The 26,494-nt window shown below is 67.5% G+C and carries 20 protein-coding genes and 1 pseudogene; 16 read left to right on the top strand and 5 right to left on the bottom strand.

Annotated elements, in window-relative coordinates:
* Positions 1-7: 7 nt before the first annotated feature.
* On the bottom strand, positions 8-1,228 hold the full coding sequence (locus IB227_RS16780; protein ID WP_192288322.1) for an MFS transporter: 1,221 nt from the start codon (positions 1,226-1,228) through the stop codon (positions 8-10).
* On the bottom strand, positions 1,218-1,604 hold the full coding sequence (locus tag IB227_RS16775) for a hypothetical protein (protein WP_192288321.1): 387 nt from the start codon (positions 1,602-1,604) through the stop codon (positions 1,218-1,220). Before IB227_RS16775 ends, IB227_RS16780 begins: the two co-directional genes overlap by 11 nt.
* A gap of 134 nt (positions 1,605-1,738) precedes the next feature.
* Here IB227_RS16775 and IB227_RS16770 point away from each other — a divergent pair, with 134 nt between their 5' ends.
* The 4 genes and pseudogenes from IB227_RS16770 (at position 1,739) to IB227_RS16755 (ending at position 6,142) form a co-directional block, all read left to right on the top strand.
* Complete coding sequence (locus IB227_RS16770) at positions 1,739-2,692, top strand: AraC family transcriptional regulator (protein ID WP_192288320.1); 954 nt, start codon at positions 1,739-1,741, stop codon at positions 2,690-2,692.
* Positions 2,693-3,094: 402 nt separating this feature from the next.
* Complete coding sequence (locus IB227_RS16765) at positions 3,095-3,541, top strand: hypothetical protein (RefSeq protein ID WP_192288319.1); 447 nt, start codon at positions 3,095-3,097, stop codon at positions 3,539-3,541.
* A 1,175-nt stretch (positions 3,542-4,716) separates the two neighbouring features.
* Positions 4,717-4,887 (top strand): annotated as a pseudogene (locus tag IB227_RS16760) (ClpX C4-type zinc finger protein); the annotation flags it as partial.
* Positions 4,888-5,836: 949 nt separating this feature from the next.
* On the top strand, positions 5,837-6,142 hold the full coding sequence (locus tag IB227_RS16755; RefSeq protein ID WP_192288318.1) for a hypothetical protein: 306 nt from the start codon (positions 5,837-5,839) through the stop codon (positions 6,140-6,142).
* 290 nt (positions 6,143-6,432) lie between these two features.
* Here the strand turns inward: IB227_RS16755 and IB227_RS16750 are convergent, their stop codons facing one another.
* Positions 6,433-10,143 carry an indolepyruvate ferredoxin oxidoreductase family protein gene (locus IB227_RS16750; protein WP_192288317.1) on the bottom strand — a complete coding sequence of 1,237 codons (3,711 nt, stop codon included), beginning with the start codon at positions 10,141-10,143 and terminating at the stop codon, positions 6,433-6,435.
* 172 nt (positions 10,144-10,315) lie between these two features.
* Between IB227_RS16750 and IB227_RS16745 the strand changes: the two genes are divergently transcribed.
* The 3 genes from IB227_RS16745 to IB227_RS16735 all read left to right on the top strand — a co-directional run bounded on the left by IB227_RS16745 (position 10,316) and on the right by IB227_RS16735 (position 13,054).
* Positions 10,316-10,951, top strand: a complete 636-nt coding sequence (locus IB227_RS16745; RefSeq protein ID WP_132862343.1) for a tetratricopeptide repeat protein — start codon at positions 10,316-10,318, stop codon at positions 10,949-10,951.
* 91 nt (positions 10,952-11,042) lie between these two features.
* Positions 11,043-11,957 carry an AEC family transporter gene (locus IB227_RS16740; RefSeq protein WP_132862344.1) on the top strand — a complete coding sequence of 305 codons (915 nt, stop codon included), beginning with the start codon at positions 11,043-11,045 and terminating at the stop codon, positions 11,955-11,957.
* A gap of 44 nt (positions 11,958-12,001) precedes the next feature.
* Positions 12,002-13,054, top strand: coding sequence for a hypothetical protein (locus tag IB227_RS16735; RefSeq protein WP_192288316.1), 1,053 nt, complete (start codon positions 12,002-12,004; stop codon positions 13,052-13,054).
* A 125-nt stretch (positions 13,055-13,179) separates the two neighbouring features.
* On the opposite strand, the gene IB227_RS16730 is transcribed toward IB227_RS16735, so the two are convergent.
* Positions 13,180-14,661 (bottom strand): AAA family ATPase, encoded by a 1,482-nt coding sequence (locus IB227_RS16730; RefSeq protein WP_132862346.1) that lies wholly within the window; start codon positions 14,659-14,661, stop codon positions 13,180-13,182.
* A 127-nt stretch (positions 14,662-14,788) separates the two neighbouring features.
* Between IB227_RS16730 and IB227_RS16725 the strand changes: the two genes are divergently transcribed.
* From IB227_RS16725 to IB227_RS16705, 5 genes are read left to right on the top strand one after another with little or no spacing between them, the layout of a single operon-like run.
* Complete coding sequence (locus tag IB227_RS16725; RefSeq protein WP_132862347.1) at positions 14,789-15,421, top strand: ParA family protein; 633 nt, start codon at positions 14,789-14,791, stop codon at positions 15,419-15,421.
* A gap of 18 nt (positions 15,422-15,439) precedes the next feature.
* Positions 15,440-15,916, top strand: coding sequence for a histidine phosphatase family protein (locus IB227_RS16720; protein WP_192288315.1), 477 nt, complete (start codon positions 15,440-15,442; stop codon positions 15,914-15,916).
* A 4-nt stretch (positions 15,917-15,920) separates the two neighbouring features.
* Positions 15,921-16,490 (top strand): YceI family protein, encoded by a 570-nt coding sequence (locus IB227_RS16715; RefSeq protein WP_132862349.1) that lies wholly within the window; start codon positions 15,921-15,923, stop codon positions 16,488-16,490.
* Complete coding sequence (locus tag IB227_RS16710) at positions 16,487-18,457, top strand: phospholipase D family protein (RefSeq protein WP_192288314.1); 1,971 nt, start codon at positions 16,487-16,489, stop codon at positions 18,455-18,457. The genes IB227_RS16715 and IB227_RS16710 overlap by 4 nt, the downstream gene beginning before the upstream one ends.
* 25 nt (positions 18,458-18,482) lie before the next feature.
* Positions 18,483-18,908 (top strand): hotdog fold thioesterase, encoded by a 426-nt coding sequence (locus IB227_RS16705; protein WP_132862351.1) that lies wholly within the window; start codon positions 18,483-18,485, stop codon positions 18,906-18,908.
* Positions 18,909-19,066: 158 nt separating this feature from the next.
* Here IB227_RS16705 and IB227_RS16700 read toward each other — a convergent pair whose 3' ends face one another.
* Positions 19,067-21,637: an EAL domain-containing protein gene (locus IB227_RS16700; RefSeq protein WP_225591937.1), complete on the bottom strand. Its 2,571-nt coding sequence runs from the start codon at positions 21,635-21,637 to the stop codon at positions 19,067-19,069.
* A gap of 200 nt (positions 21,638-21,837) precedes the next feature.
* Here IB227_RS16700 and IB227_RS16695 point away from each other — a divergent pair, with 200 nt between their 5' ends.
* From IB227_RS16695 to IB227_RS16680, 4 genes are read left to right on the top strand one after another with little or no spacing between them, the layout of a single operon-like run.
* Positions 21,838-22,629, top strand: coding sequence for a lysophospholipid acyltransferase family protein (locus IB227_RS16695; protein WP_132862353.1), 792 nt, complete (start codon positions 21,838-21,840; stop codon positions 22,627-22,629).
* Between the two features lie 52 nt (positions 22,630-22,681).
* A complete protein-coding gene (locus IB227_RS16690) occupies positions 22,682-23,671 on the top strand; it encodes an alpha/beta fold hydrolase (protein ID WP_192288375.1) in 990 nt (329 codons plus the stop codon).
* Positions 23,672-23,730: 59 nt separating this feature from the next.
* Entirely contained in the window at positions 23,731-25,800 is a 2,070-nt protein-coding gene (locus IB227_RS16685; RefSeq protein ID WP_192288313.1) for a tetratricopeptide repeat protein, read from the top strand.
* Between the two features lie 14 nt (positions 25,801-25,814).
* Positions 25,815-26,423: a YbhB/YbcL family Raf kinase inhibitor-like protein gene (locus tag IB227_RS16680; protein ID WP_192288312.1), complete on the top strand. Its 609-nt coding sequence runs from the start codon at positions 25,815-25,817 to the stop codon at positions 26,421-26,423.
* The last annotated feature ends 71 nt before the right edge of the window (positions 26,424-26,494 follow it).

Here is a 26,494-nt window from a genome sequence, read left to right as displayed (position 1 = left end):
GATGTCGTCAGGGAGAAGGGGAGGGCGCTGCCAGGCGCGTCATCACCGGCCTGCACAACAGCAGGCCGATGGCCGATACGGCCGCCAGCAGCAGGTAATACGGGGCATAGCCCAGGCCTTTGGCCAGGAAGCCGGAGGCCGCGCCGCCGATGAAGAACAGCAGCAGCTCGAAGCACACCAGCAGGGTGAAGTCGGTGCCGGCCTGCTCGCGCGAACTGACCCGCATGAACAGCGCATACAAGCTGGTCATGGCCACGTAGCGCAGGGCGAGCATTGCCACCACCAGCGCGCCCAGCCCCCACCGTGAGCCGGCCAGCACACCGCCGTACAACAACGCCGCCAGCAGCACGTACAGCACGCTGCGCCAGATGCCGGCGTGCATCAGCAGCTGTTCGGCGCTGCGGCGCTTGAGCAGCCACGCCGCGGCCACGGCGGCAAGCATGCCGATGCCGGCACCGGTCACCGAGATCAGCAGGCCGATATCGGTCAGGCTCCACTGCTGGTCGACCAGCAGCGGGTTGATCATCGCCATCGCCGGTGCCTCGACCAGCCGGTACAGCACGATCAGCAGCAACGCCCAGCGCATCGACGGCCGGCGCAGGGCGCGCAGCACGCTCGGGCGCTGCTGCTCGGCCGGGCGAGGTTGCTCCTGTACCGCCTGCACGGCAAGCAGGGTCAGCGCGCTCATCGCCGCCAGGATCAGCAGCGCCACGTTCCAGCCACGGGTTTCATACAGCCACAGCACGCCGGCACCGCCGACCATGCTGCCCAACGCCACGCCCACGCTCTGCGCCATGCTGCCCAACCGGTGCTCGGCCGGTGCCAGTGCTTCGACGGTGTAGCCGTCGATGGCGATGTCCTGGGTGGCGGCGACGGTGGAGATCCACAGCCCCACCGCGAGGAACACGCCCAGACCGTGGTCCAGCCCGGTCGCGGCCAGCGCCAGGATGCCGGCCAGCAACAGCAGCTGGGTCAACCACAGCCAGCTGCGGCGGCGTCCGATCCGTGGCAGGTGCCAGCGGTCGACCAAGGGCGCCCACAGGAACTTGAACGCCCACGGCAGGTACAGCAGCGACAACATGCCGATCCAGCGCAGGTCCACGCCCTGGCTGCGCAGGATGGCCGGCACCGCCACGTTGTAGAAGTACAGCGGCAGCGCATGCGCCATGTACAGCGCCACGATCACGGTCAAGCCCAGCGGTGCGGCGGCCGAACGCTCAACGCGCATCGCCGGCCTCCCACTGGGTGGTGATCCACTGCAGGCCGGCGTGTTCGTCGGTGGTGACGAAGTAGGGCACGCCCCAGGCCGCGTGCAGGGCCGGGGTGTCCAGCCGCTGCTGGTCCTCGGCCGAGACGGCGATGCGCACCAGCCCGCGGCAATACCGGCGGAACGCGGCCTTGTGCTGCTTGTACCAGACCGCCTGGATGGCCCGGTAGTCGTCGCAGAAGCTGGCGCCGGGCAGGGTGGCGGCGATGAAGAAAAACGGTGTACGGGCCACGATCAGGCGTTCCACTCCGGCCAGCCAGCGGCGGATCTCGTCCGCATCCACCTGGCCGTGGAACACGGCGCGTACCAGCACCGCCTCGTTGATCGTCAAACCCATCACTGCTGCCTGTTCAGGAAAGAACGCCCAGCGACAGGTGCTGGGCCTCAAATGAGAATAGTTACCAATTCCATTGCAAGTTTAGGCGGGGCGACGGAAAATTTAGGCACGACCACATTCCCAGGATGCCCTGCATGCAGGTTTTCACCTGCGCCGAACTGATGACCGCCGCCCACGCGCTGGGTGGGCAGGTCGATTTCGATGCCGGCATGGCCGACGCCACGCCGGTGTTGGCCGGCTGGCAGCAGGTGCACGCGGTCGATGACGGGGTGGTGCTGTACCTGAGCCGCAGCCGCGACATGGTCGGCGGCAGCAGCCATAACCGGCTGGCGCCGGGCATCACCGCCGGCTTCCTGGTCGATGGCGAGGCCGACGTGGCCATCGGCAGGCATCGGCTGCGCCTGGAAGGCGCCCAGCGGCGCATGCCGACGATGCTGGTGCACCTGCGCGAGGAAGACAGCTTCCGGCGCCATTGGCAGGCCGGTCGCCAGGAGGGCAAGGTCAGCTTGCACCTGGGCGATGACTGGCTGCGCCGTCAGTTGGATGGCGATGCAACCGGTAGCGCGCGGTTGTCGCGGGTATGCCGCAGCCATGCCGACAACCACGCCTGGCGCCCGGGTGCGCCGTTGCTGCAGCGGGCGACACGGTTGCTGCAGGACGCACCGCAGGCGTTGCCGCTGGTGCGCCGCCTGCAGCAGGAGAGCTTCGCGCTGGAGCTGGCCGCTGATGTGTTGCAGGCCCTGTCGCAGGAGGACGAAGCGCGTCCGTTGAGCGCGCACTTGCAGCGCTGCGTGTTACGCCTGCAGCAATGGCTGGAAAGCGGCGAGGCCGACGCACTGAGCATCACCCAGATGGCGCGCCAGCTCGGCACCAACGCGGTCGACCTGCAGCGCGGCTTCCAGCACTGCCACGGCCAGAGCATCGCCCACCACCAGCGCCAGCTGCGGCTGGAACGCGCCCGCCAGGCGCTGCAGCGCCAGCGCGTACCGGTGGACGTCGCCGCCGCCATCGCCGGCTACGCGCACACCAGCAGCTTCAGCGCCGCCTTCAAGCGCCAGTACGGCGTGTCGCCCTCGCAGCTGAAGTAAGCCCGGCGGGGAAACTTACCCGGTAGGAGCGGCTTCAGTCGCGAAGCTAGTGAACGGGTTCGCCGCGAAGACATTCCGGTTGCTGATGATCGTTCAAGGAGAATCCGCATCACCTGCTCGGGTAATGCAGTTCGTGCCTCCGTGAAATTACTGACGGAAAAGAGTTGTAGACGAACAGAATACTGATCGATGCCTTGGACGAATGGGTGGCTGCTTTCGACCCATAGCGGCCCTTGGTGCGGCCGCCGAGCCTACTGCTGGGTCCGGTTATACGCTGGCTTGTTAGCCGGACCCAGTCACCCTAAGATCGAGCTGTATCGAGGGAAAAGCCCGCCATGCGGTGCTTTGTGGGTAAGTCGTGCAACCGGACCGACGGGTTCGTCTTCCAAGTAGCTGGGTGTCATGCCGAAGTTCATCGTTTCCCTGACCGCGAGCGTGTTGCTGATGCTATCGGGCGCCGCGCAGGCTTGCTCCCTCTTTCCCGATAGCCCAGAGGAGATTTTCAAAAACTATGGTTCAGTGTTTCTTGCTCGCCCTCTCGCGATGTCACCTAGTCCAGAAGCAATTGATCGACTGCCGACCAATGCTCGATATCAACAGACGGTAATCTGGCAAGTGGTGAGTGTCTGGAAAGGTGATCAGAGCGCTGGTGACACGTTTGTACAAGTCGGAAGGCTCGATTCAAGAGATCCATGCTCGGGATGGGGGATCACTCGGAGCTACGAGCCACAGATCTTTTCCTTAGTGGCAGAGTCCACCTTCCACCAGCACTACGGTCTAGGGGCAGCCTACGCTGCAACCCAGTTTGATGCACTCAAGCATCGCGAGAGTTCCTCCCTCATAAAGTGACACCTACTAGTTCGTTCAAGCCAACGCCGCTTCTCGGCGCGGCTTAGTTCCGGAGTCGAAGGTCCGCTCCTGGCCGCTGGGCGCCATGCGACCCATGGCCGACATCAGAACTTCTACCGGAGCGAGCTTGCGGTGGTCACTGAGCCCTTCGCGGGGTCCGGTTATGCGCTGGCTTGTTAGCCGGACCCGGCCGCCCTAAGATCGAGCCGTATCAAGGGGAAAGCCCCTCATACGGTGCTTGGGGGATAAGTCGTATAACCGGACTCACGGGTCCGTCTATTAGGCAGTTTGGGCCCATGTGGAAGATATTCCCAACCTTGGCGCTATTGATTGGCGGGTGCTCGGCAGAGTCACCGCCATCTTCCATACCTGCTGCTCGTAGCTCTGACCCTTGCTCCACAGACGTAGTTGAACCAATCAACGTTTCCCTGGCGGCGCTACTTGCTAATCCGGAGCGTTATGAAGGTCGATCCGTAGCGGTAATTGGCTTCTTGCATCAGTCCTTGGAGCACTCAGCGATCTATTCCCATCGCGAGGACTACGTGCAGACCATTACGCCCAATGGGCTGTGGGTCAGCGGCGCTACTATTCCTGAAGCATTGAACGACCGCTACGCCCGCGTCGAGGGGATTTTCACCACAACTGAGACCGGTCACTTGAATCAGTGGTCAGGTGCCATCTGCAACATCGGACGAGCGACGCCCTGGGGCCGGGATGCGCCCTAACAATTCATTCAAGCCGAACCCCCTGCGCGGGCCGGCTTAATTCCGAGGCTGGGTGCTGATATGAGAATGCGCGCCACGGTCGGGATGCCGACACCTTTGCTCTTTACTCTATCTGGAGCGTGGCTTATTTCGCTGGCGAGCTTGATCACGCTCGACTTCAGCCCTCCCTTCACAGGCCCCCTTCTCATTCTTATGGGCCTATCTTCTGTTGTCATGCTTGCCGTTGTTCCGGCCGCTGGCTACGCCCTGGTCACCAACAAGGCGCTACGGACCGCTGCACAGTGCATTAGCTTTTGGCTCTGCACGCTATGCCTGATCCTGCTTCTATCCACTCTCGTTGCCGGACGTCTGGCTTGGAGCAGCTGATGGACTTGCCCGAGTCAACACCTAATAGTTCATTCAAGCCGAACGTGCTCCGCGGGTCGGCTTAATTCCAGAGTTAGATATCACATGCGAACTAATGATTCGTCCAGCATTCTTTACTGCAGCTTCTGCGGCAAGAGTCAGCACGAAGTTGTAAAGCTCATCGCCGGTCCGGCGGTGTTCGTCTGCGATGAATGTGTCGAGCTATGCGTTGACATCATCTATGACGAGGATGGAAACGCAAAAATCAAAAGAACCATAACGTTCGAGCCAGAGTATGCTCAGGCCGGCGTTTCAATCCTTGCCAATTTCTCCAGAATCATCGCGCAGAAGTACCCAGGAATCCCAGTAGAAGTCACTATCGAGCAGGCCGGCACTACGGTTTCTATGCTCATCATCACTCCTTCGGGCGAGCAGGAGCGCGTTCTAGAAACGCTTGGGAGTTATGGGATGGTCCTGAAGGGGGAGATTCGGCCGGATCAATTACTTTCCGACCCAATGCAGATCATGGAGCTAAACAACAAGCTTCAGCTTGCTGCGCTCGAGGTCAAGATGACGCGAGACATGATGGAGCAAGCGCGCCTGCAATCTTCAGAGCGAATTGGCAGCTTGGAGCATCAGGTGGCCGCGCTTCAATCCCTAATAGGGTCGAGCCTAAGCTGTATTACGTCCCCATCGGTTGTGCTTGATGCACTAGCTCGATACCAAACTGCTGACTTTGAGCTCAAATCAGCTGTAGCAACTTTAGTCAAGGCGCATTCGAGAAAGTTGCAAGGTGCCGATCCTGCGGTTCAACTTGCGCTCGAAGTTGTCCGCAAGAAGGACTCATCCCTCTACTCCGACATTAAGGACGTAACTAAGGAGATTATTGCGGGTATCGCGGTAAGCACAACCACTGGGGTGCTGGGAACAGTGATGGGGTCCCTGCCGAAGTGAGAGCAAAAAGTTCATTCAAACCGATGCCGCATCGCGGCGCGGCCAAATTCAGGCATTTCGAACGTCCGCTTCTGGCCGGAAGCGGCCTTGGAAGATCAAATCCACAACAGCGTCACGCCGCTGAGCACCGGTATGACCAGCGCCGCATTGCTGGCCAAGCCCAACGCTTCCAGAATCAAGCGGCAGCAAGTGCACGGTCCACCCGCTAACCGGCTGCACATGCACCGTGCAATGGATACTTCAACTCACCACCAACGGAAGGTCGGGTCACATGTTCAAGATCGTGCTTGTTGCAGCATTCCTGTTGATCGCCAACAGCGCACTGGCGCGTGATCGCCCGATCCAATCATGCGAGAAGGCGCCGCTTCTGGCAGAAATCCAGAAACGTGTCCCGGACCACGTCATCGGTGAATCGGCCGACGTGAAGCCTGCGCCGGTGGGGACGCTGCCGACGTTTCCCCGTGGTATCTGGATGCGCTCCGGCAGCAGCCTGACCTGCGTCGTGGTGGCGCTGGATGCCGCTGGAACACCGCAGGATGCCGTCGTTTCCTATCCTATCCGTCCCGGTTCGCGTTGACCGAGCAGGAGAAGCAGATGGTGCTGTCCGTCCAATGGACGCCGGCGCAGGTGGGTGGGCAGGCGCGGCCGTCGCTGGTCTCCATGGATTTCCGGACGCGCTGACAGGCGACCCGCCTCCCCGAACCGCAGCTTCCCGGCGAACGGCCGGGCGGCTATGCGAACAGGTTGTGCATGCCCCATGCAGCCTGAGCGGGAAACGCATCATCGCCGGCATTGGCTAACCCGCCCCGGTGATCGTGCGCCACCTGCATCGCCTCCCGGAGGCAGTACAGGCGGCGCATCATCGGCTTACGCCATCTGCACGATATGCAGTGCCCTCGGGTTGCGCCACGTCGCCAGCAGCGTCGCTTCGCGGGCCTTGGCTTCGTGCAGGTGCGCTTCCTTGACGTGGCCGTAGCCGCGGATGTGCTCGGGGATGCTGGCGATGTCCACCGCCAGCGCCAGCCGGCGCGCGTCCAGCCCGCCCAGCAGTTCCTGCAGGGTCTTCTCGTAGTCGGCGATCAGCTGGCGTTCGCCACGGCGTTCCTCGGTGTAGCCGAAGACGTCGAAGCGGCCGCCGCGCAGGCCCTTGAGCTTGGCCAGCAGGCCGAAGGCCTTGAACATCCACGGGCCGTATTCCTTCTTCTGCAGCTGGCCCTGCTCGTCGCGCTTGGCGAACAGCGGCGGTGCCAGGTGGAAACGCACCTGGTAGTCGCCCTCGAACTGCTGCTGCACGCGCTTGATGAAGTCGCCGCTGGTGTACAGGCGGGCCACTTCGTACTCGTCCTTGTAGGCCATCAGCTTGAAGAAGTAGCGCGACACCGCCTCGGTCAGCGCGGTGCTGCCCGGCACGGCCTGCTGCTCGGCGCTGCGCACCGCATCGACCAGCGTGCGGTAGCGCTTGGCGTAGGCCGCGTCCTGGTAGTCGGTGAGGAAGGCGCTGCGGCGCGCGACCAGCTCGTCGAGCGAGCGCGACAGGCGGCCGTCGTCCAGCGCGGCGAAGGTGGCTTCGCCATTGGCCGGGCCGGCGGCGGGCAGGCCGCGCACCTCCGGTTCATTGCCGGGGTTGCGCGGTGCCGACGGCGCGCCGGCCTCGCTGCCTTCCCATTCGCCCGGCGGCAGTTCATGCAATGCACCCGGCGTGCGTTCGGCCTGGGTCGGCGCGTTGCGCACCAGCCCGGCGGCCTGCTGCACGGCCTGCGGATCAATCGCCGCCAGCCGGCCCCAGGCAAACGCCTTCTGGTTCATCTCGATGGCCGCGCCATTGAGTTCCACCGCGCGCATCAGCGATTCCAGCGACAGCGGCACCAGGCCCTGTTGCCAGGCAAAGCCGAGGATGAACAGGTTGGCGGCGATCGCGTCGCCGAGCAGGGCGGTAGCCAGCTGGGTGGCGTCGAGCAGGATCGGGTCACGCCCGCCCAGTGCCACCTTCACGCCGGCGATGATGTCGGCGGCCGGGAACTGCATGTCCGGGTGCGTGGTGAACGTGCCGGGCATGGCTTCGTAGGTGTTGAGCACCACCTGCGAGCGCTCGGCGCGCACCTTGGACAGCGCCCAGTAGTCATTGACCACCACCATGTCGCAGCCCAGCACCAGGTCGGCCTCGCCGGCGGCGATGCGCACGGCGTGGATGTCGGCCGGGGTGTTGGCGATGCGGATGTGCGTGGTGACCGCGCCGCCCTTCTGCGCCAGGCCGGTCTGGTCGAGCACGCTGGCGCCCTTGCCCTCCAGGTGGCCGGCCATGCCCAGCAGCGCGCCGATGGTGACCACGCCGGTGCCGCCGACGCCGGTGATCAGGATGTTCCAGGGCTGGGACAGGTCAGTGCGGAACGCCGGGGTCGGCAGGTTGTCGAGCAGGCTGGCCGCATCGCTCTTCTTGCCCTTGCGCAGCTGGCCGCCGTGCACGGTGACGAAGCTCGGGCAGAAACCGGTGGTGCAGGAGAAATCCTTGTTGCAGTTGGACTGGTCGATGTCGCGCTTGCGGCCGAACTCGGTTTCCTTCGGCAGCACCGACACGCAGAAACTCTTTTCGCCGCAATCGCCGCAGCCTTCGCAGACCAGCGAGTTGATCATCGTGCGCTTGGGCGGGTCGACCAGCTTGCCGCGCTTGCGGCGGCGGCGCTTCTCGGTGGCGCAGGTCTGCTCGTAGATCAGGATGCTGGTGCCCTTCACCGTGCGCAGCTGCTTCTGGACGGCGTCCAGCTCGGCGCGGTCGTGGAACTCCACGTCGGACGGGAATTCGTGGCGACGCGACTTCCATTTGTCGATGTCGTCGGACAGCAGCACGATGGTGTACACGCCCTCGGCGCGCATCTGGTGCGCGATCTGCGGCACGGTCAGGGTGCCGTCCACCGGCTGCCCGCCGGTCATCGCCACCGCATCGTTGTAGAGGATCTTGTAGGTGATGTTGACGCCGGCGGCGATCGCCTGGCGGATCGCCAGCGAGCCGCTGTGGAAGTAGGTGCCGTCACCGAGGTTCTGGAACACGTGCTCGGTGTCGGTGAAGGCGGCCTGCCCGGCCCAGGTGACGCCTTCGCCGCCCATGTGGGTGAAGGTGTCGGTGTCGCGGTCCATCCACGTCACCATGTAATGGCAGCCAATGCCGGCCATCGCACGCGAGCCTTCCGGCACGTTGGTGGAGGTGTTGTGCGGGCAACCGGAGCAGTAATGCGGCACGCGTGGGAACTGCGCGCGCGGCAGCGCCATCTCCGCTTCCTTCTCGTCCATCCAGCGCAGGCGCTGCTCGATCGATTCGGTGTTGAAGAACTGCTGGATGCGACGGCCGATCACGCCGGCGATGGTGGCCGGGGTGAGTTCGCCGGTGGACGGCAGGATCCATTCGCCCTGCTCGTCGTACTTGCCGACGATGGACGGGCGCGCGCCCCAGCTGGCCGGCCAGTTGTAGAAGTACTCCTTCATCTGCCGCTCGATGAAGGCCTTCTTCTCCTCCACCACGACGATGTCCTGCAGGCCGCGTGCGAATGCGGCGATGCCCTGCGGTTCCAGCGGCCAGGTCATGCCGACCTTGTACACGCGGATGCCGATCTGCGCGCAGGCCTTTTCGTCCAGGCCCAGGTACTCCAGCGCCTGCAGCACGTCCAGGTAGCTCTTGCCGGTGGTGACGATGCCCAGCCGCGCGTTCGGCGCGTCCATCACCACCTTGTCGATGCCGTTGGCGCGGGCGAAGGCCTGCGCGGCCTTCACCGCATAGCGGTGCAGGCGCATCTCCTGCTCCATCGGCGGGTCCGGCCAGCGGATGTTGAGCCCGGCGGACGGCATCTCGAAATCTTCCGGCAGGATGATCTGCCGCGCGAACGGGTTCACATCCACCGAGGCCGAGGACTCCACCGTCTCGGCGATGGTCTTGAAGCCGATCCAGCGGCCGGTGTAGCGGCTCATCGCCCAGCCGACCAGGCCCATGTCCAGGATGTCCTGCACCCCGGCCGGGTTCAGCACCGGCATCATCGCGCTGACGAACTCCTCCTCGCTGCCATGCGGCAGGGTCGAGCTGCGGCAGGCATGGTCGTCGGCGGCCAGCGCCAGCACGCCGCCGTGCTTCGAGGTGCCGGCGGCATTGCCGTGCTTGAACACGTCGCCGCAGCGGTCCACGCCCGGGCCCTTGCCGTACCACATGCCGAACACGCCATCGACGTTGGCGCCGGGGAACAGGTTGGTCTGCTGGGTGCCCCAGACCATGGTCGCGCCGAGGTCCTCGTTGAGGCCGGGCACGAACTTCACCCGCGCCGCCTCCAGGTGCTTGCGCGCGCGCCACAGCTCCAGGTCGAAGCCGCCCAGCGGCGAGCCACGGTAGCCGCTGATGAAACCGCCGGTGTTAAGCCCCGCCGCCAGGTCACGCTGCTGCTGCATCAGCGGCAGCCGTACCAGTGCCTGTACCCCGCTCAGGTAGATGCGGCCGTCGGTGCGCGTGTACTTGTGGTCCAGCGTGTAGTCGCGGTCGCGGACCCCGATCAGCGGGTCATTGGCGGACGCGGGCGAGGTAAGTTCGGCAGTGCTGGTCATGGCTGGCCCATTGCAAAAAACGGCTGGCGGCTGGCGCCGCTGGCGGCGCGCGTGGCAGCCGGCGATTGTAGCAGTGGCCGTTTCAGCCCCCCCTGCTGCAATCGCACACGGGCCGCCTTGCGGGTTAGGATCGGGGGCTGGATGTGAAAATCGGGATACGGGGATTGCTGTGATGGGGATGATCAGGCGTCTGGTCGCCGGCACCGTGCTGGCCGGGCTGTTGTTTTCCAATGCATGGGCCGAAGGCCTTCCGAAGATCAACGAGTTCTATTTCGACGAGGACACGGCGGCCAAGCCGATCCAGGCGGTGCCGCCGGAGCAGGCCGACGTGGTGGACCAGCTGATGAAGCTGCGCGAGCGCGGCCGCAAGGGGCTGGAGGCGACCGTGCAGCTGGCCAGCATCGCCTATGCCGAGGGCCGCGATGAACTGGGGGCCAAGCTGTACCAGGAAGCCTATGCGACGGTGAGCGAGTCCTCGGTGCAGATGCGCGGCCTGCGCTGGAACCAGGGCTGGGACCTGTATCGCCGGGGCGAGGTCGATGCCGCCCTGGGCCTGTGGACGCGCGCGGCCGAGAGTGCGCGCGGCAACCCCGGCTGGCTGCCGCCGACCCTGGCGCTGGCACTGTGGAAGCAGGGCAACAAGGCCGATGCGCTGGCCTGGTATGCCGCCGCCGTGCGTACCGAGCCCACCCAATGGGGCAGCAGCGCCGAGTTCGCGCGCCTGTTGCCGGCCTGGACCGATGCCGAGCGCGCGCAGCTGGCCGAGGTGCAGCAGGCCTGGGCGGCCAATCCGCCGGCCTGGCCCTGACCACCGCTTCGCCCGCTGGCCGGGCGGCGCTTGACCACATCCGGACGATTGCCGATTCCAATGGCGCGGCCCGGCAGGGCATGCTTGCGGCATGGCTTTCGATGCATTCGCACTGATCTTGGCCATGCTCGCGCTGGGCATGGTCTTCGCACGACGGCGTACCTTCCCGGACAACGCCGCCGACACGCTCAACCGCGTGGTGCTGTACCTGTGCCTTCCCGCCGCAGTGCTCACCTACGTGCCGCGCCTGCAGCTGGACCTGTCGCTGGCCGGCATCATCGCCACTCCCTGGCTGTTGATGCTGTTGAGCGTGGGCCTGGTCAGCCTGGCCACGCGCCTGTTCGGCTTCGAGCGGCAGGTGCATGCGGTGCTGCTGCTGTGCGTGGCGTTGTGCAATTCCAGCTTCATCGGCTATCCGATGGTGCGTGCATTGCTGGGCGACCATGCCTTGCCGTACGCCGTGGTCTACGACCAGTTCGGCACCTTCGTGCTGCTCTCGACCTTCGGCCTATACGTGCTGGCCCGCTACAGCGGCGATGCGCCGCCCACCGCCGGCGAGATCCTGCTGCGCATCCTCCGCTTCCCGCCGCTATGGGCACTGCTGTTCGCGGTGACGCTGATGCCGGCCGAGCCGCCGTCGTGGGTCGCCTCGGCCTTGAAGAGCCTGGCCGACGCGATGTTGCCGCTGGTGATGCTGGCGGTCGGCCTCACCATCCAGTTGCGCCTGTCGCGTGCCGAGCTGGCGCCCCTGGCGGTGGGTCTGTTGCTCAAGCTGCTGGTGTTGCCGGCGGTGGCCCTGCCGCTGTCACTGGCCTTTGGCCTGCGTGGTGAGATGCTGCAGGTCAACGTGCTGGAGACGGCCATGCCGACCATGATCACCGCCGCCGCGCTGGCCATCTCGCACCGGCTGGCGCCGCGCCTGGCCGCGGCGATGGTGGGGTATGGCATCGTGCTGTCGCTGGTGACCCTGCCGGCGTGGGTGTGGGTGCTGCATCACCTGGGGTGATGCGCGTACGGCGACGAATTTCAACCCGTTGGGAGGATCAAGGCATGCGTGGACAGGGAGTGTGGGCGATGGTGTTGCTGGTGTTTGCCGGCATGGCCAATGCGCAACCGCCGGCGGAGGAGGAGATCGCACCGGAGCAGCTGCTGGCACGGATCGAGGCCCAGAACGCCGCACGCCTGCAACTGGCCCGCGGGCTTGCGGCCACCGGTGAGCCGCGCAAACTGTATGCCGCCTCCCTGCTGGTGCCAATGCGCATGGATCTGGCGAGCAAAGGCCTCAAGCGCGAGCCCGAAGCCGACGCCTGGCTCGCGCAGGCCATTGCGTCCGGCAGCACGCAGCCGCTGATCGCGATGGAAGCCGTGCGGCGTTGCATCGGGAAGGACGCCTGCGCCATCGATGCCGCGGTGCAGACCTTGCAGGGGGACGGTGCCGCCGATGCCGGTTCGCAACTGCTGTTGAAGCGGCTGGCCGAACACCGCAAGGACGCTGCCCAGGCCGCGCAGGCGTGGCAGCGGGCGACGCAGGCCACGCGTTACGGTGACTCGCTGGCACAGCTGGTGGGCTTGCTGGATGAAGCCACGCGCGACGTGCCGTGGCCGGTATCCGATGCCGCGCGCGCGGCCGAATGGGAGCAGCGCAACGGTGGCAGCTATGCCGACCAGGAGCGCGCGATCACGTTGTTCGGCATCGCCGCGACGGTGTGGATGCCGGAGCTGAAAACGGCCTTCGACGCGTGCCCGAAGGACATCGGTGAGCCCGCGAGGAGGCAGGCGTGCGAACGCGTGTTCTCGGTGATGGCCGACAGCACCTCGAACGCGGTGGCCCAGGCCGGTGCCCGATGGATGTTCGAAGCCAGCGCGGGCACGCCCGCGCAGGCACGGTGGGAAGCGCGCCGGCGCCTGCTGGCGTGGATCAGCATCCGCGCCAGCGGCGTGCTCGGATCGGAACAGGGCACTGCGCCCAAGGTGAGCCCCGCCGACTACATGCGCTGGATCGGTGATGACGGGGAACTACCGGCCATGCGCCGCCTGCTGGCCGTGCATGGCATCGCCGCCGAGCCGCCGGCGGACTGGCAACCGCCGTCCACGCCACAGTGAGCCGAAGCCCGCCTGTGGCATCGGCAAAGCCGGAGACGGTCAGGTTCGCGGGCGGTGGGTGATGGGTGGGCGAACGTTTCCCAGGCGTGCCGTGCTCACCCGGGCCAGGTGATGCATGCCGCGGCTCAATCGGCCGGCACGGTGCGCTCGCGCGCCCAGTCACGCAGCGACTGCACCTGTTCGGCCATCAGCACCGACAGCGGCCGGGTGTTGCGGATCTCGGCCATCAGCAGCTCGGTGTCCAGCGGGCGCTGCTCGGCGTGCGCGGCATACAGCCCGGCCACCACCGCCTGTTCGATCTCGGCGCCGGAGAAGCCCTCGCTGGCTGCCGCGAGGGCGGGCAGGGCGAAGGCTTCCGGGTCCAGCTGGCGGCGTTGCAGGTGCAGCTGCAGCAGCTCCACGCGCACGTCCGGGGCCGGCAGGTCGACGAAGAAGATCTCGTCGAAGCGGCCCTTGCGCAGCAGTTCGGCCGGCAGCTCGTGCACCTGGTTGGCGGTGGCCACGATGAACACCGGCGCCTTGCGCTCGGCCAACCAGGTCAGCAGGTAGCCCAGCACCCGGCGCGACACGCCGCCGTCCTCGCCGTTGCTGGCCAGGCCTTTCTCGATCTCGTCGATCCACAGCACGCACGGGGCCAGCTGCTCGGCCGAGGTCAGCGCCTCGCGCAGGTTCTTCTCGGTCTCGCCGTGGTACTTGTTGTACAGCGTGCCGAAATCCAGTCGCAACAACGGCACGCCGAAGCCGGCGGCGGTGGCCTTGGCCAGCATCGACTTGCCGCAGCCCTGCACGCCCAGCAGCAGCATGCCCTTGGGCGGGTCCAGCCCCGGCGGGGCGTTGCCGGAGACGAACACCGCCCGGCGCTGCTCGATCCAGCGCTTGAGCCGGCGCGCGCCGGCCACCTCGTTGAAGCGCGCCGAGTCGTACTCGTAATGCAGGTTGCCGCTGCGGTTGAGCAGCTCGAACTTGAGCTTGGCCAGCTGTGGCAGGTCGTCGGCCTGCAGCGCGCCGTCCTCGTAGATCAGCTGGCGGGCGATGCGGCGGGCGTCGGTCATGCTCAGCCCGCGCAGGTTGCGCAGGATCTGCTGCACCGCGTCCTGGTCGGCCTCGACCCGGCGCCCGCCGTTGTCCCTGGCGTAGCTGGCCGCCTCCTCGCGCAGCATCTTCAGCAGCGCGTTGGCGTCGGGCAGGCGCGGGTTGAAGCGGGTGGCCAGGGCCTCCAGCTCCGGCGGCAGCTCGACCTTGGCCCCGACCAGCACCAGCACGTGTGGCTGGCTGTGGCGGCGCTGGACGATGTCGCGCAGCAGCCGCTGGTGGCTGGCGTAGCCCAGGTAGGGGTGGAAATCGAGCAGCAGGTAGATGCCGCGCTGCTCGGCCTCCTGGATCATCCGCAGCACCGAGCTGGCGTCGGGCGGGCCGAACGCCTCGTCCTCGCGGTCCATGTCGATCCGGCGCAGGCCCTCGGTGATCGACCAGCGGTACAACGCCCGCCAGACGTGCATCAGCGCCTGCCGGAACAGCTCCACGACCCGCGACTCATCCTGGGTCTGGATGACGATCAACGGCGTGTTGGCGCGGATCAGCGCGGTCAGGTCCTGCAGTTCGCTCATGGTGGTTCCATCCCGGGGGCGACACGATAGCAAAGCCGGGCTCCGGGGCCGACCCTCACCCGGTGACTACCTTTGGTCATGCAACGCGGTGTACGCTGCGGGAACGTTCCGCGGAAACGAGGCGTGCATGAAGACGATCCTGGTAGCCGGCTCCAAGGGCGGTGTCGGCAAGACCACCATCGCCACCCATCTGGCCGCGCATTCGGCCCTGGCAGGCCATGCCACGGTGATTGCCGATGCCGATCCGCAAGGCTCCAGCAGCCGCTGGGCCGAGCGCCGGGCCATGCTGGACAGCGCCGTGCTGCCGGTCGACGTGCACCGCAAGAAGAACTGGGAAAAGCTGATCCCCGACGGCACCGAGCAGGTCATCATCGATGCCCCCGCCGGCGCCTATGGCGAGGACCTGGAGCGCTTCACCGACATCGCCGACGCGGTGGTGGTGCCGGTCCTGCCCTCGGCCCTGGACATCGAGGCCATCGTCGGCTTCCTCAACAGCCTGTCCAAGCTCAAGCGCGTGCATTCGCGCGCGCTGCCGGTGGGGCTGGTGCTCAACCGCACCAAACCGTGGACGCAGACATCGCAACAGGCCCGGCAGATGCTGGGCCAATGGCCGTATGAGGTGGTCGCGCAGCTGCGCGACAGCCAAAGCTACGTGGTGATGGTCGGGCTGGGCCGCAGCCTGTTCGACTATCACTCCGCCCAGGTACGCGAGCACCAGCAGGACTGGGAGCCGCTACTCAAATGGTTGAACAAGGTCTGACAGGAGTACTCCCCGGCCATGCGTGAACTGATCCTGCTGCGACATGCCCATGCCGAACCGGCCAACAACGGCCTGGCCGACATCGATCGTCCCCTTTCCCCGCACGGGCTGGCCGAGGCCGAGGCCGCCGGGCGCTGGCTGCTGGAGCAGAAGCTCACCCCGGACCGGGTGCTGTGTTCGCCGGCGCGGCGGACCCGCGAGACGCTGGAGGCGGTGCTGGCACTGACCGGCTACGTCGAGCAGCGGCTGGAGGAGCGCATCTACGACGCCATGCCCGGCACGCTGGCGGCGCTGGTGGATGAGCACCGCGAGGTCGAGCGGCTGCTGGTGGTGGGCCACAACCCGGGCCTGGAACAGCTGGTGGCGCTGATGCACAGCGGCCAGTCCGGGGATTACCGCGGCATGCCGCCGGCCTCGGTGGCGGTGCTGTCGCTGCCGATGGAGGCATCGATAGAACCGGGCATTGCCCGTCTGGCGGCGTTCTGGTGGCCGTAAGTCCATGGGTTTGTTCCGTGGCGGGCTGCTGCTGGGCTTGCTGATCGGGCCGGTTTCGTCCTTCGCGGCGGAACCGCCCCAGTTCGACCCGGCTCATTCACAGTTCGGCTTCGAGATCCGCACCCGCTTCGGCCAGAAGATCGAAGGGGTGTTCCGCCGTTTTGATGCACAGGCCACCGCGCTGCCCAACGGGCAGCACCAGGTGGTGCTGCGCATGTACACCCAATACGTCGAGATCCCGGACAAGCCGCGCTACACCGGCTGGATGCGCGGCGAGGATTTCTTCGACGTGGCGCGTTACCCGGTGATCGAGTTCCGCTCCGATCCGTACTCGCCGGAGCTGATCCACCAGGGCGGCGACGTCAATGGCTGGTTGACCATCCGCGGCATCAGCCGCCGGGAGACGCTGCACCTGGCAAAGCCTGAATGCGCACGTCCCGGCTATGATTGCGACCTCGTCAGCCGGGGCACCGTCCAGCGCGGGCGGTACGGCATGGACAGCTGGCAGATGGCCCTGGGTGATCGAGTGACCTTCATATTGCGTACGCGCCTGAGCAGCGCCCCCCCAAAGTGAACCCTTTCGTACGACTTTTCCTGCTGCTGGCGGCGCTGCTGGCCGGCGGTTGCGCCTCGCTGTCGCCGCAGCAGCGCGACCGTGCCCAGGGCATTGCCATCGCCGCGCGCTCGACCGTGGTGGACTGCGACCGGCCGGACCGCTGCGCGCTGGATTCGCCGCTGCGCGCGCTGGGCGGGCAGGCCATCACCGAATCGGCGCCCGGGCTGCCGCGCCACTACGCCACCATCGTGGACGAGGGTGAACTGGCGCTGGTGGCGCGCCTGAACCTGATCCGCAGCGCCACCCGCAGCATCGACCTGCAGACCTACATCTTCGACACCGACGACAGTGCGCGGCTGGTGATCGACGAACTGCTGGCCGCCGCCCGGCGCGGGGTCAAGGTGCGGGTGCTGATCGACCAGCTCTCGGCGATCTCCGACGTGCAGATGCTGGCCGCCCTGTCCGGGGCGCATGCCAACTTCGAGCTGCGCGTCTACAACCCCGCCTTCGGCAAGGCCAAGCTGAACTACCTGGACTACGCCGGCAGCGTGCTGTGCTGCTTCCGCCGCTTCAACCAGCGCATGCACAACAAGCTGCTGGTGATCGACGACGTGCTGGGCGTGGTCGGTGGCCGCAACTACCAGGACGATTACTACGACTGGGACAACGAGTACAACTTCCGCGATCGTGACGTGATCGTCGCCGGTCCGGAGGCGCGGGAAATGGCCGCCAACTTTGAGTCGTTCTGGGTTGCGCAGCGCAGCGTGCCGGCCGAACGGCTCAACGACGTGGGCCGGGCGCTGCTCAAGCAGGGGGTGCCGGCGATGCCGCAGGCCAACTTCCGCCACCCCGAGCGGATCGAGCGGGTGGGCGAGGAGGCAACCGACCCGGCGTTCATCGACGAGGCCTTCGTGCAGACCGCGCTGCCGGTGCGGTCGGTGGCCTACGTGGCCGACCTGCCGCGCAAGCATCGCCACGAGGACGACGATCCGGACGACGGCCAGCATGTCACCGAGCCGCGGCTGGATGCCCTGATCGCCTCGGCCAGGACCGAAGTGCTGCTGCAGACGCCGTACCTGGTGTTGTCCAAGCCGGCCCAGCAGCTGTTCCGCGACCTGCGCAAGCGCGAGGCCGCGCCGCGGGTGGTGGTCTCGACCAACAGCCTGGCCGCCACCGACAACCCGATCGTCTACGCGCTGTCGTACAAGTACAAGCGCCGCAACCTGCGCGAACTGGGCTTCAACATCTACGAATACAAGCCGTTCCCGCTCGATGCGCCGGTCAACTACCCCGGGCTGCTGCCCGAGCCGGTGGACGTCGAATCGGTGCCGTCCGGCCGCAACCGGGTGATCGGCGGCAGCGCGGCCGGCAGCAACGTGCGCGGCAGCGGCTCGGGCCGGCGCAACACGCCCGGAGGCAGCGACGTCGAACGCGAGGTGCTGCGCACCGAGACGCGCCCCTCGTTCCTGAGCCGGCGCGCGGCCAACCGGCCGCTGCCGGTGACCCGCAGCGGCGCGCGCATGGGCCTGCATGCCAAGTCGCTGGTGGTGGACCGCCGCATCGGCGTGATCGGTACCCACAACTTCGACCCGCGCAGCGAGAACTACAACACCGAGGGCGCGGTGATCATCGAGGATGCCGCCTTCGCCGAGCAGTTGGCGCGCAGCATCGAGCGCGACATCGCCCCGGACAACTCCTGGGTGGTGGCGCCGCGCGAGAAGGCACCGGTGTTCTCCGGCCTGAACTACAGCATCGGCAAGGCGTCCGAAGCGCTGCCGGTGCTCGATTTCTGGCCGTGGCGCTACGCCACCATCTATGAGTTCAAGCCCGGCCCGGACTGCCCGCGGCCGCTGCCGCGGCAGGACCCCGGCTTCCGCGCCTGCTACACCGCCATCGGCGATTTCCCGGAAGTGGACGTCGGCCCGAAATGGCTGCTGGTGCGCATGCTTACTGCCTTCGGCGCCGGGTTGGTGCCCATCCTCTGACTGCGTCCCCGCAAAGGTTCAAGCCATGTCCCGAGTATTCCGCGCCCCCGTCGACCTGGAACAGGTCAATGCCCTGAGCCGCAACACCCTGATCGACCACCTCGGCATCGTGTTCACCGCTGCCGGCGAGGATTGGCTGCAGGCCACCATGCCGGTCGACGAACGCACCCGCCAGCCGTATGGCCTGCTGCACGGCGGCGCCTCGGTGGTGCTGGCCGAAACCCTCGGCAGCAGCGCCGGCAACCTGTGCGTGGACCCGGCCGAGCAGGTCTGCGTGGGGCTGGAGATCAACGCCAACCACCTGCGCGCGGCGCGCACCGGCGTGGTCACCGGCACCGCGCGGGCGCTGCACGTGGGCCGCACCACCCAGGTGTGGGAGATCCGCATCGAGAACGAAGACGGCAAGCCGGTGTGCATTTCGCGGCTGACGCTGGCGGTGGTGGCCCGCTGAGCGGGCGTTGACGCGCGATACCTGCGGCTTACCCCTCCCCAGCCCTCCCCTGCTGCGCAAGGGAGGGATTTACCGTGATCGGTCCGACCCCGCCGAACCGCTCCCTCCCTTTGGCGAAGCCCAGGGGAGGGGGAATGCCCCGCCGCCGTAGCCGTCGCTCAGCCCTCGACCATCGCCGGCAGATGCTCGCGCACCCATTGCGCCAATGCCGGCGCGGGCAGGGCAGGGGTGAAGTGGAAGCCCTGCGCGATGTGATAGCCCTGCTCGCCGAGCAGGCGCAGCTGCTCGCTGCTTTCCACGCCTTCGGCCACCACCTTCAGGTGCAGGCTCTGGCCGATGTGGGCGATGGCCTGGGTCAGCGCGCTGGCCACGCTGTCACGCTCGATCCCGTTGACGAAGCTGCGGTCCAGCTTGAGCTCGCTGATCGGCAGCTGGCGCAGGTAACTCAGGCTGGAATAGCCGGTGCCGAAATCGTCCATCGACAGGCGCACGCCCAGCGCATGCACTTTGCGCAGGGTCTGCAGGGTGACCGGGTCGGCGTCGAGCAGCACATCCTCGGTGATTTCCAGGATCAGGTCCGACGCCGACAGGCCGTGCTCGTGCAGGATCCGGCTGATCATCTCGGCCAGCGCCGGGCTGTGGAAGTTGGTCGGTGACAGGTTGACCGAGACCGAGGGCACCTCCAGCCCATCCTCGCGCCAGTCGGCCAGCTGGTGGCAGGCCTCGTGCAGCGCCCATTGGCCAAGGTCGCCGATCAGCCCGGTTTCCTCGGCCAGCGGGATGAAGCGGACCGGCGGCACGTTGCCCAGCCGCGGGTGGTGCCAGCGGGCCAGGGCCTCGACGCTGTGCAGGCGACCATCGTGCAGGTCGATCTGCGGCTGGTAGTGCAGTTGCAGCTGGCCCAGTGCGAGGGCTTCGCGCAGGGCATTCTCCAGCGCCAGCCGCTCCTGCGCGCTCTGGTCCATCTCGCAGCTGTAGAAACGGGCCAGGTTGCGGCCGCTGTGCTTGGCCTGGTACATCGCCATGTCGGCGCGGTGCAGCAGGGTTTCCATGCTCGTGCCGTCGTGCGGGAACACGCTGATGCCGATGCTGGCCGAGGGCCGGATCTCCATCTCCCCCAGCTGCAACGGCTCGCCCAACGCGCGCAGCAGGCGTTCGCTGTGTTCGTCGGCGCCCTGCGCGTCGCAGCCGTTGAGCACCACCACGAACTCGTCGCCGGACAGGCGGCCGACGATGTCCATCGGCCCGGTCTGCTCCTGCAGGCGGCGCGCGACCACCCGCAGCAGTTCATCGCCGCCGGGGTGGCCGAAGGAATCGTTGACCTGCTTGAAGCGGTCCAGGTCGATGAACAGCACCGCCAGCGCTTGGTGGGTGTGGCCGGCGGCGCTGATCGCCTGGTCGGCGCGGGCATGCAGCAGGCTGCGGTTGGGCAGGCCGGTGAGGTCGTCGTAGAAGGCCAGCCGGCGGATGCGGTTACGGGCTTCCTCGCGTTCCAGCGCCAGCGCGCACAGGTGCACGATCACCTCGACCAGGCGCCGGTGGAAGCTGTCCGGCTCCATCGGCTGCCGGTAGTAGAACGCGAAGGTGCCCAGCACGCGGCCGTCGCTGGACTTGATCGGCGTGGACCAGCACGCCGCCAGGCCGTACTGCAGGGCCAGGTGGCTGACGCCCTCCCAGTTGGGGTCGCTGGCGATGTCACGCGCGACCACGGTTTCGCCGCAATGGGCCGCGGTGCCGCAGCTGCCCGAATGCGGGCCGACCGGCGTGCCATCGACCAGCTTGCTGTAGGCCTCCGGCAGGCTGGGCGCGGCCAGCGTGCGCAGCCGGCCGTCCTCCACGCGCAGCACCGAGCAGGTGACCTGCGGGGCGATCTTCTCCACCTCCTCGCACATCATCTGCATGATCTCGGCGGTGGGTACCTCGCGCACCATCGCATCGAGCATGCGGTGCTGCAGGACCTCATGCACCTTGGTGCGGGTGATGTCGGTCAGCACCACGACCATGTTCACCAGCTTGCCGTAGTCGTCGAAGATCGGGTTGATGGTGACCGAACACCACAGCGGCTGGCCGTCCTTGCGGTACAGGCGCTCGTCGGCGCGGATCGACTGCCCGGACATCAGCCGCGTCATGTAGGCGGCCATCTGTTCGCCGGAATGATCGTCCGGCGCCAGCAGGGTGGGGACGTAGCGGCCGAGCAGCTCGCTGTCCAGGAAGCCGAACAGGCGACGGAAACCCTTGTTCGGGTAGACCACATGGGCCTGGGCATCGGTGATCAGCACCGCGCTCTGGGTCTCGTCGAACCCCAGCGACAGCAGCCGCTCGCGCTCCTGCGCCTGGCGCCGCGCGGTGACGTCGCTGATCAGTGCCATGTGGATGTCGCGGCCGCCGCTGGACACGTGCGACAGGGTCACGCTGATCCAGCAGTGGCTGCCGTCCTTGCGCACCAGCTGGATGTCATGCGGCGCCAGGGCCAGTTCCTGCACGCGGTTGCTGGCCCCCGGGTACAGGCGGGTGTCATAGCGCTCGCGCATGGAGGGCGGGGCCAGCTGGCCCAGGTTCCTGCCCAGCATTTCCTCGCGCGGCCAGCCGGAGATGGTCTCCATGGCGCGGTTGAGGTACAGGATGGTGTTCTGTTCGTCGAACAGGATCACGCCGCTGCCAATGCGCTCCAGCGCGGCAGAAAAGAAGTGCAGCATGTCCTCTGTCGATGACAGCAGCTGCCGGTGCATCACCACGCTCCCCTGAACGTTGGAACCGTTTTACACACTTACGGCGCGGGAAGGGTAACGCTGAAGGTCCAGCCGGGCCCCTTGGCCCGCGTGATGTCTGGATACTGTGCCGCAACGCACCTTTCCGTGTCCTGGCAGCAATACCCTGCCGCCGTAACAGTCGCTGGCACAAGCCGGACCGCATCCGGTATCGTGCGCGGATGATCTCCCCCCGTCCCGCCCGCCAGGGCGGTGTGGCTCGCGTGTTCCGTTACCTGTACCGCGTCCCGCTGCTGCTGGTGCACATCGTCCTGTTCCTGCCGCTGATCCTGTTGCTGATGGCCCCGCCATTCGGCCGCATCGGCGGGCCTGCCGATCCCCTGGAGCACCGCGTGGTGCGCTGGTGGTCGGGCGTGCTGATGTGGATCTTCGGCTTCCGGCTCAAGCGCTTCGGCCAGCCGCTGCCGGGGCCGGTGCTGTTCGTGGCCAACCACGTGGGCTGGGTCGACATCTGCATGATCCACAGCCAGAAAATGGTCGGTTTCGTCGCCAAGCGCGAGATCGCCGGCTGGCCGCTGGTCGGCTGGCTGGCCAGCCGTGGGCATACCATCTACCACCAGCGCGGCAACACCGAGTCGCTGGGCGGGGTGATGGAGGAAATGGTCAAGCGCCTGAACGAACAGCGGCCGGTGGCGGTGTTCCCCGAAGGCCGCACCCGCGGTGGCCACGAAGTGGGCCCGTTCCACGCCCGCATCTTCCAGGCGGCGGTGGAGGCCAACGTGCCGGTGCAGCCGGTGGCTTTGCGCTACGGCGTGCGCGGTGACGCGCAGACCATGGTGGCGTTCGGGCCGGGCGAGAGCTTCTTCGGCAACTTCCTGCGCCTGCTCGGCGAGCCGGCGCGTGCGGCGCAGGTGCACTTCCTCGCGCCGATCGGCAGCCAGGACCTGGAAGGTCGCCGCCGCATCGCCGAAACCTCGCGTGCGCGCATCGTGGCGGTGATGGAAGGGCCGTGAGGCGATGTCGGTCGTGCGCCTGCCGTCGTCGGAAAGCCGCCAGCCAGACGCGCTGAACGCCGCCGATTACCTGCCGCCGCGCTGGTTGCGCAATCCCCACCTGCAATCGATGCTGGCTTCGAGCCGGCTGCGCCTGCGCCGCGGCCTGCAGCTGCTGGCCGCCACCGGCGCGGTCAACCGCGAACTGATCCTGGACGGCGGTGACGGCGTGCGCCTGCAGGCCTGGCACAGCAGCGTGCCGGGCCGTGCCCCGGTCGGGCTGGCGCTGCTGCTGCATGGCTGGGAAGGCAGCACCGAGTCGAGCTACATGCGCATGACCGCCGCGCGCATGCTGGAGGCCGGCTTCGACGTGGTGCGGCTGAACTTCCGCGACCACGGCAACACCCACCACCTGAACCCGGGCATCTTCCACTCCTGCCGCATCGATGAAGTGGTGCAGGCCGCCGGCGACGTGGCGCGCCGTTTCCCGGACCTGCCGATGGTGGCCGCCGGCTACTCGCTGGGCGGCAACTTCGTGCTGCGCCTGGCCCTGCACGCACCGGCCGCGGGCGTGCCCCTGCGGCACGTGGCCTCGGTCTGCCCGGTGCTGGACCCGGCGGTGACGATGGAGAGCATCGAGCACGGGCCGGCGATGTACGACTGGTACTTCCGCCGCAAGTGGACCGGCTCGCTGCGGCGCAAGCGCGCGCTGTTCCCCGAGCTGGCCGACTGCGACGACGACGTGCTCAAGCTGGACATCCGCGCGCTGACCGGCTGGCTGGTGAACCGGCATACCGACTTCCCTACGCTGCAGGACTACTTCGAGGGCTACTCGATCGCCGGCCACAAGCTGGCCGGGCTGCAGGTGCCGGCCGAGATCCTGATGGCGCAGGACGACCCGGTCATCCCCTTCGCCACCTTCGACCATTGGCAGCTGCCGAACCACGCACGCCTGCAGATCGCGCGCTGGGGCGGGCATTGCGGGTTCATCGAGAACCTGCGCGGCGATGGCTTCTCCGAGCGCTGGGTCACCCGGCAACTGCTGGCGGCGTTGCCAGGCTGAACCGTGGCGCGGCGGGCGCGCCCGCTACAATGGGTTTTTTGCGCTCACGCTGGACCGCCATGCAAGACAAGATCATCGAAGCCCTGCGCCGCAACGCCAACGACGACGCGGTGTCCCTGGCCCGCGAATGGGTGGCGGCCGAACCGCAGCAGGCGCAGGCCCATCGCTGGCTGGCGCTGGCCCTGCAGCAGGACAACCAGCTGGAACAGGCCCAGGCCAGCCTGGACCAGGCACTGGCGCTGGCACCGGAAGAGGCCGCCCTGCACCTGCAGCACGCCGGCCTGCTGCTGGCCCTGCGCCAGCTCGAGGCCGCCGACCAGGCGCTGGACCGCAGCACCGCGCTCAACCCCAATGAATTCTCCGCCTACCTGATGCAGGCGCACCTGGCGCTGGGCCGCGAGGACATCGACGAAGCCGACCGCCTGATCCGCCTGGCCGAACGCGTGGACCCGGACAGCCCGGAGCTGGGTGCGGTGCAGGGCATGGTCGCGTTGCGCCGCGGCGAGCTGGACCTCGCGCTGGGCGTGCTGTCGGCCGCGGTCGAGCGCCTGCCGCGCGATCCGCGCCTGCTCTACGCACTGGGCTTCGCCTATCTGGGCAAGGACATGCCGGCGTTCGCCGAGCAGGCCTTCCGCCGCGTGCTCGAACTGGTCCCGGACAACCAGGCGCTGCGCGGCCTGCTGGTGCAGCTGGCGCTGCGCCAGGGCCATGTCGACAACGCGGCCGAAGTGATGCGCGAGGTGCTGGCCAGCAAGGGGGGCGACACCCCCGGCCTGCGACGCCTGGCCGGTGAACTGGAGCTGGCCTCCGGCCAGCCGCTGCAGGCGCTGGAACACCTGCGCCCGCTGCTGTCGCAGCTGCCCGGTGACCGCGGCACGCTGCAGATGCTGCTGGTGGCCTGGCAGCGACTGGGGCGCGAGGAGGAAGCCAGCGCCGCGCTGGATGCGGCACTGGAAGCCCACCCGCAGCTGCACGACCTGTGGCTGGCCCGCCTGGCGATCCCGGCGGTGGGCAGCCCGGAAGCGGTGGCCGTGGTCGAGCGCTGGCTGTCGGCCATGCCCGACCATGTGCCGGCGCTGGAAGCCCGCATGCGGCTGCATGACATGAACGAGGAAAGCGACGCGGCCGAGGCCATCGCCCGTCGCATCGCCGCGCTGGAGCCGGGCCGCGTCAGCGCCGAGCAGCGCATCGTCGAAGCCCTGCTGCTGCGCGATGCGCCCGCGGCAGCGGCGCATGTCCAGGCACTGATCGACCGTGCCCCGGAAGCCGCGCGGCCGAACCTGCGCAGTTGGCTGGGCACCGTGCAGGACCGTGGTGGCAACCCGGCCGGCGCGGTGGCCACCTGGCTGCAGCTGCATGCCGAGCAGGCCGCCACGCGCCTGCCGCTGCCGCCGCAGGCCAAGGCCCCGGTGGAATGGCCGGCGCTGGGTGAGGTGGCCGACGACAACGCGATGCGCCCGCTGTTCGTCTGGGGCGCGCCGGGCTCGGGCGTGGAGCGCGTGGTGACGGTGATGGCGGCCGGCAGCCGGGTGCTGCGCGCCGACCGTTTCGGTGCCACCCCGCCGACCGACGGTTTCCAGAACTACCTGACCCTGCAGCGGCTGGCCACCGATGCGCTGACGCCCGAGCAGCTGGTGCAGCAGTGGCGCGAGCAGCTGCCGGCGCGCGGCATCGCCGACGGCAACGTCATCGACTGGCTGCTGTGGTGGGACAACGCGCTGTTGTGGGCGCTGCGCCCGCAGTTGCCGGAAGGCCGTCTGGTGGTGGCGGTGCGCGATCCGCGCGACATGTTCATCGAATGGCTGGCGCTGGGCGCACCGGCGCCGCTGGCGCTGACCTCGTCGATGGACGCGGCGCAGTGGCTGGCACGCTCCGTGGAGCAGGTGGCCGAGTTGCACGAGGGTGACCTGTACCCGCATCTGATCCTCCGCACCGACGAGGCGGTGAACGACCCGGCGGCGATGGGCGCGCTGCTGGAGCAGGCCTTCGGCGTGCGCTTCCCGCAGGTGCGCAGCCTCGGCCCGGGCACCGTCGAGGCCGGCCACTGGCGCCGCTACGCCCAGGTGCTGGCGGCGGAATTCCTGTATCTCACCCCGGTCGCGGTGCGACTGGGCTACCCCGAAGCCTGACCCGAGGACCCCCGATGAAACTGGACAGCCAGAGTTTCAGCAACGGCCAGCCGATCCCGGCCGAGTTCGCCGCCGGCCAGCCGTCCGGCTTTGCCGGCAACCGCAACCCGCAGCTGTCCTGGCACGACGTGCCCGAAGGCACGCGCTCGTTCGCCCTGCTGTGCGTGGACCCGGACGCGCCGACCGTGGCCGAGCTGGTCGGTCGCGACGATGTCGGCATCCCGCTGGACCAGCCACGCGCTGATTTCGTGCACTGGGTGATGGTGGATATCCCCGCCGACGTGCAGGAGATCGCCGCCGGCAGCTGCAGCGACGGCTTCACCGCGCATGGCAAGCAGCAACCGGCAGGCCCGGCCGGCGCGCGCCAGGGCATCAACGACTACACCGGCTGGTTCGCCGGTGACCTCGACATGGCCGGCACCTATTTCGGCTATGACGGCCCGTACCCGCCGTTCAACGACGAGCGCCCGCACCGCTATTTCTTCCGCGTGTTCGCGCTGGACGTTGCGTCGCTGCCGGTGGAAGGCGCCTTCACCGCCGCCGATGTGTTCAGCGCGATGCAGGGCCACGTGCTGGCCGAAGCCGCGTTGCACGGCACCTACACGTTGAACCCGCACCTCTGACCGGGCGCGGTGCCGCCACACGGCGGCAGGGAACCGAAATAACGAGGGCGCCTTGCGGCGCCCTCGTCGTC

Origin of the sequence: Stenotrophomonas sp. STM01 (genome assembly GCF_014852135.1) — a bacterium.
Classification (GTDB): Bacteria; Pseudomonadota; Gammaproteobacteria; order Xanthomonadales; family Xanthomonadaceae; genus Stenotrophomonas; species Stenotrophomonas capsici.
Note: the sequence above shows the minus strand (reverse complement) of the source record. Positions and strands in the feature narration are given on the sequence as shown.

What these genes read in the sequence shown, in the direction of transcription:
- IB227_RS16780 (WP_192288322.1), bottom strand. Translation starts at nt 1,228, where the DNA reads ATGCGCGTTGAGCGTTCGGCCGCCGCACCGCTGGGCTTGACCGTGATC.
- IB227_RS16775 (WP_192288321.1), bottom strand. Translation starts at nt 1,604, where the DNA reads ATGGGTTTGACGATCAACGAGGCGGTGCTGGTACGCGCCGTGTTCCAC.
- IB227_RS16770 (WP_192288320.1), top strand. Translation starts at nt 1,739, where the DNA reads ATGCAGGTTTTCACCTGCGCCGAACTGATGACCGCCGCCCACGCGCTG.
- IB227_RS16765 (WP_192288319.1), top strand. Translation starts at nt 3,095, where the DNA reads ATGCCGAAGTTCATCGTTTCCCTGACCGCGAGCGTGTTGCTGATGCTA.
- IB227_RS16755 (WP_192288318.1), top strand. Translation starts at nt 5,837, where the DNA reads ATGTTCAAGATCGTGCTTGTTGCAGCATTCCTGTTGATCGCCAACAGC.
- IB227_RS16750 (WP_192288317.1), bottom strand. Translation starts at nt 10,143, where the DNA reads ATGACCAGCACTGCCGAACTTACCTCGCCCGCGTCCGCCAATGACCCG.
- IB227_RS16745 (WP_132862343.1), top strand. Translation starts at nt 10,316, where the DNA reads ATGGGGATGATCAGGCGTCTGGTCGCCGGCACCGTGCTGGCCGGGCTG.
- IB227_RS16740 (WP_132862344.1), top strand. Translation starts at nt 11,043, where the DNA reads ATGGCTTTCGATGCATTCGCACTGATCTTGGCCATGCTCGCGCTGGGC.
- IB227_RS16735 (WP_192288316.1), top strand. Translation starts at nt 12,002, where the DNA reads ATGCGTGGACAGGGAGTGTGGGCGATGGTGTTGCTGGTGTTTGCCGGC.
- IB227_RS16730 (WP_132862346.1), bottom strand. Translation starts at nt 14,661, where the DNA reads ATGAGCGAACTGCAGGACCTGACCGCGCTGATCCGCGCCAACACGCCG.
- IB227_RS16725 (WP_132862347.1), top strand. Translation starts at nt 14,789, where the DNA reads ATGAAGACGATCCTGGTAGCCGGCTCCAAGGGCGGTGTCGGCAAGACC.
- IB227_RS16720 (WP_192288315.1), top strand. Translation starts at nt 15,440, where the DNA reads ATGCGTGAACTGATCCTGCTGCGACATGCCCATGCCGAACCGGCCAAC.
- IB227_RS16715 (WP_132862349.1), top strand. Translation starts at nt 15,921, where the DNA reads ATGGGTTTGTTCCGTGGCGGGCTGCTGCTGGGCTTGCTGATCGGGCCG.
- IB227_RS16705 (WP_132862351.1), top strand. Translation starts at nt 18,483, where the DNA reads ATGTCCCGAGTATTCCGCGCCCCCGTCGACCTGGAACAGGTCAATGCC.
- IB227_RS16700 (WP_225591937.1), bottom strand. Translation starts at nt 21,637, where the DNA reads ATGCACCGGCAGCTGCTGTCATCGACAGAGGACATGCTGCACTTCTTT.
- IB227_RS16695 (WP_132862353.1), top strand. Translation starts at nt 21,838, where the DNA reads ATGATCTCCCCCCGTCCCGCCCGCCAGGGCGGTGTGGCTCGCGTGTTC.
- IB227_RS16685 (WP_192288313.1), top strand. Translation starts at nt 23,731, where the DNA reads ATGCAAGACAAGATCATCGAAGCCCTGCGCCGCAACGCCAACGACGAC.
- IB227_RS16680 (WP_192288312.1), top strand. Translation starts at nt 25,815, where the DNA reads ATGAAACTGGACAGCCAGAGTTTCAGCAACGGCCAGCCGATCCCGGCC.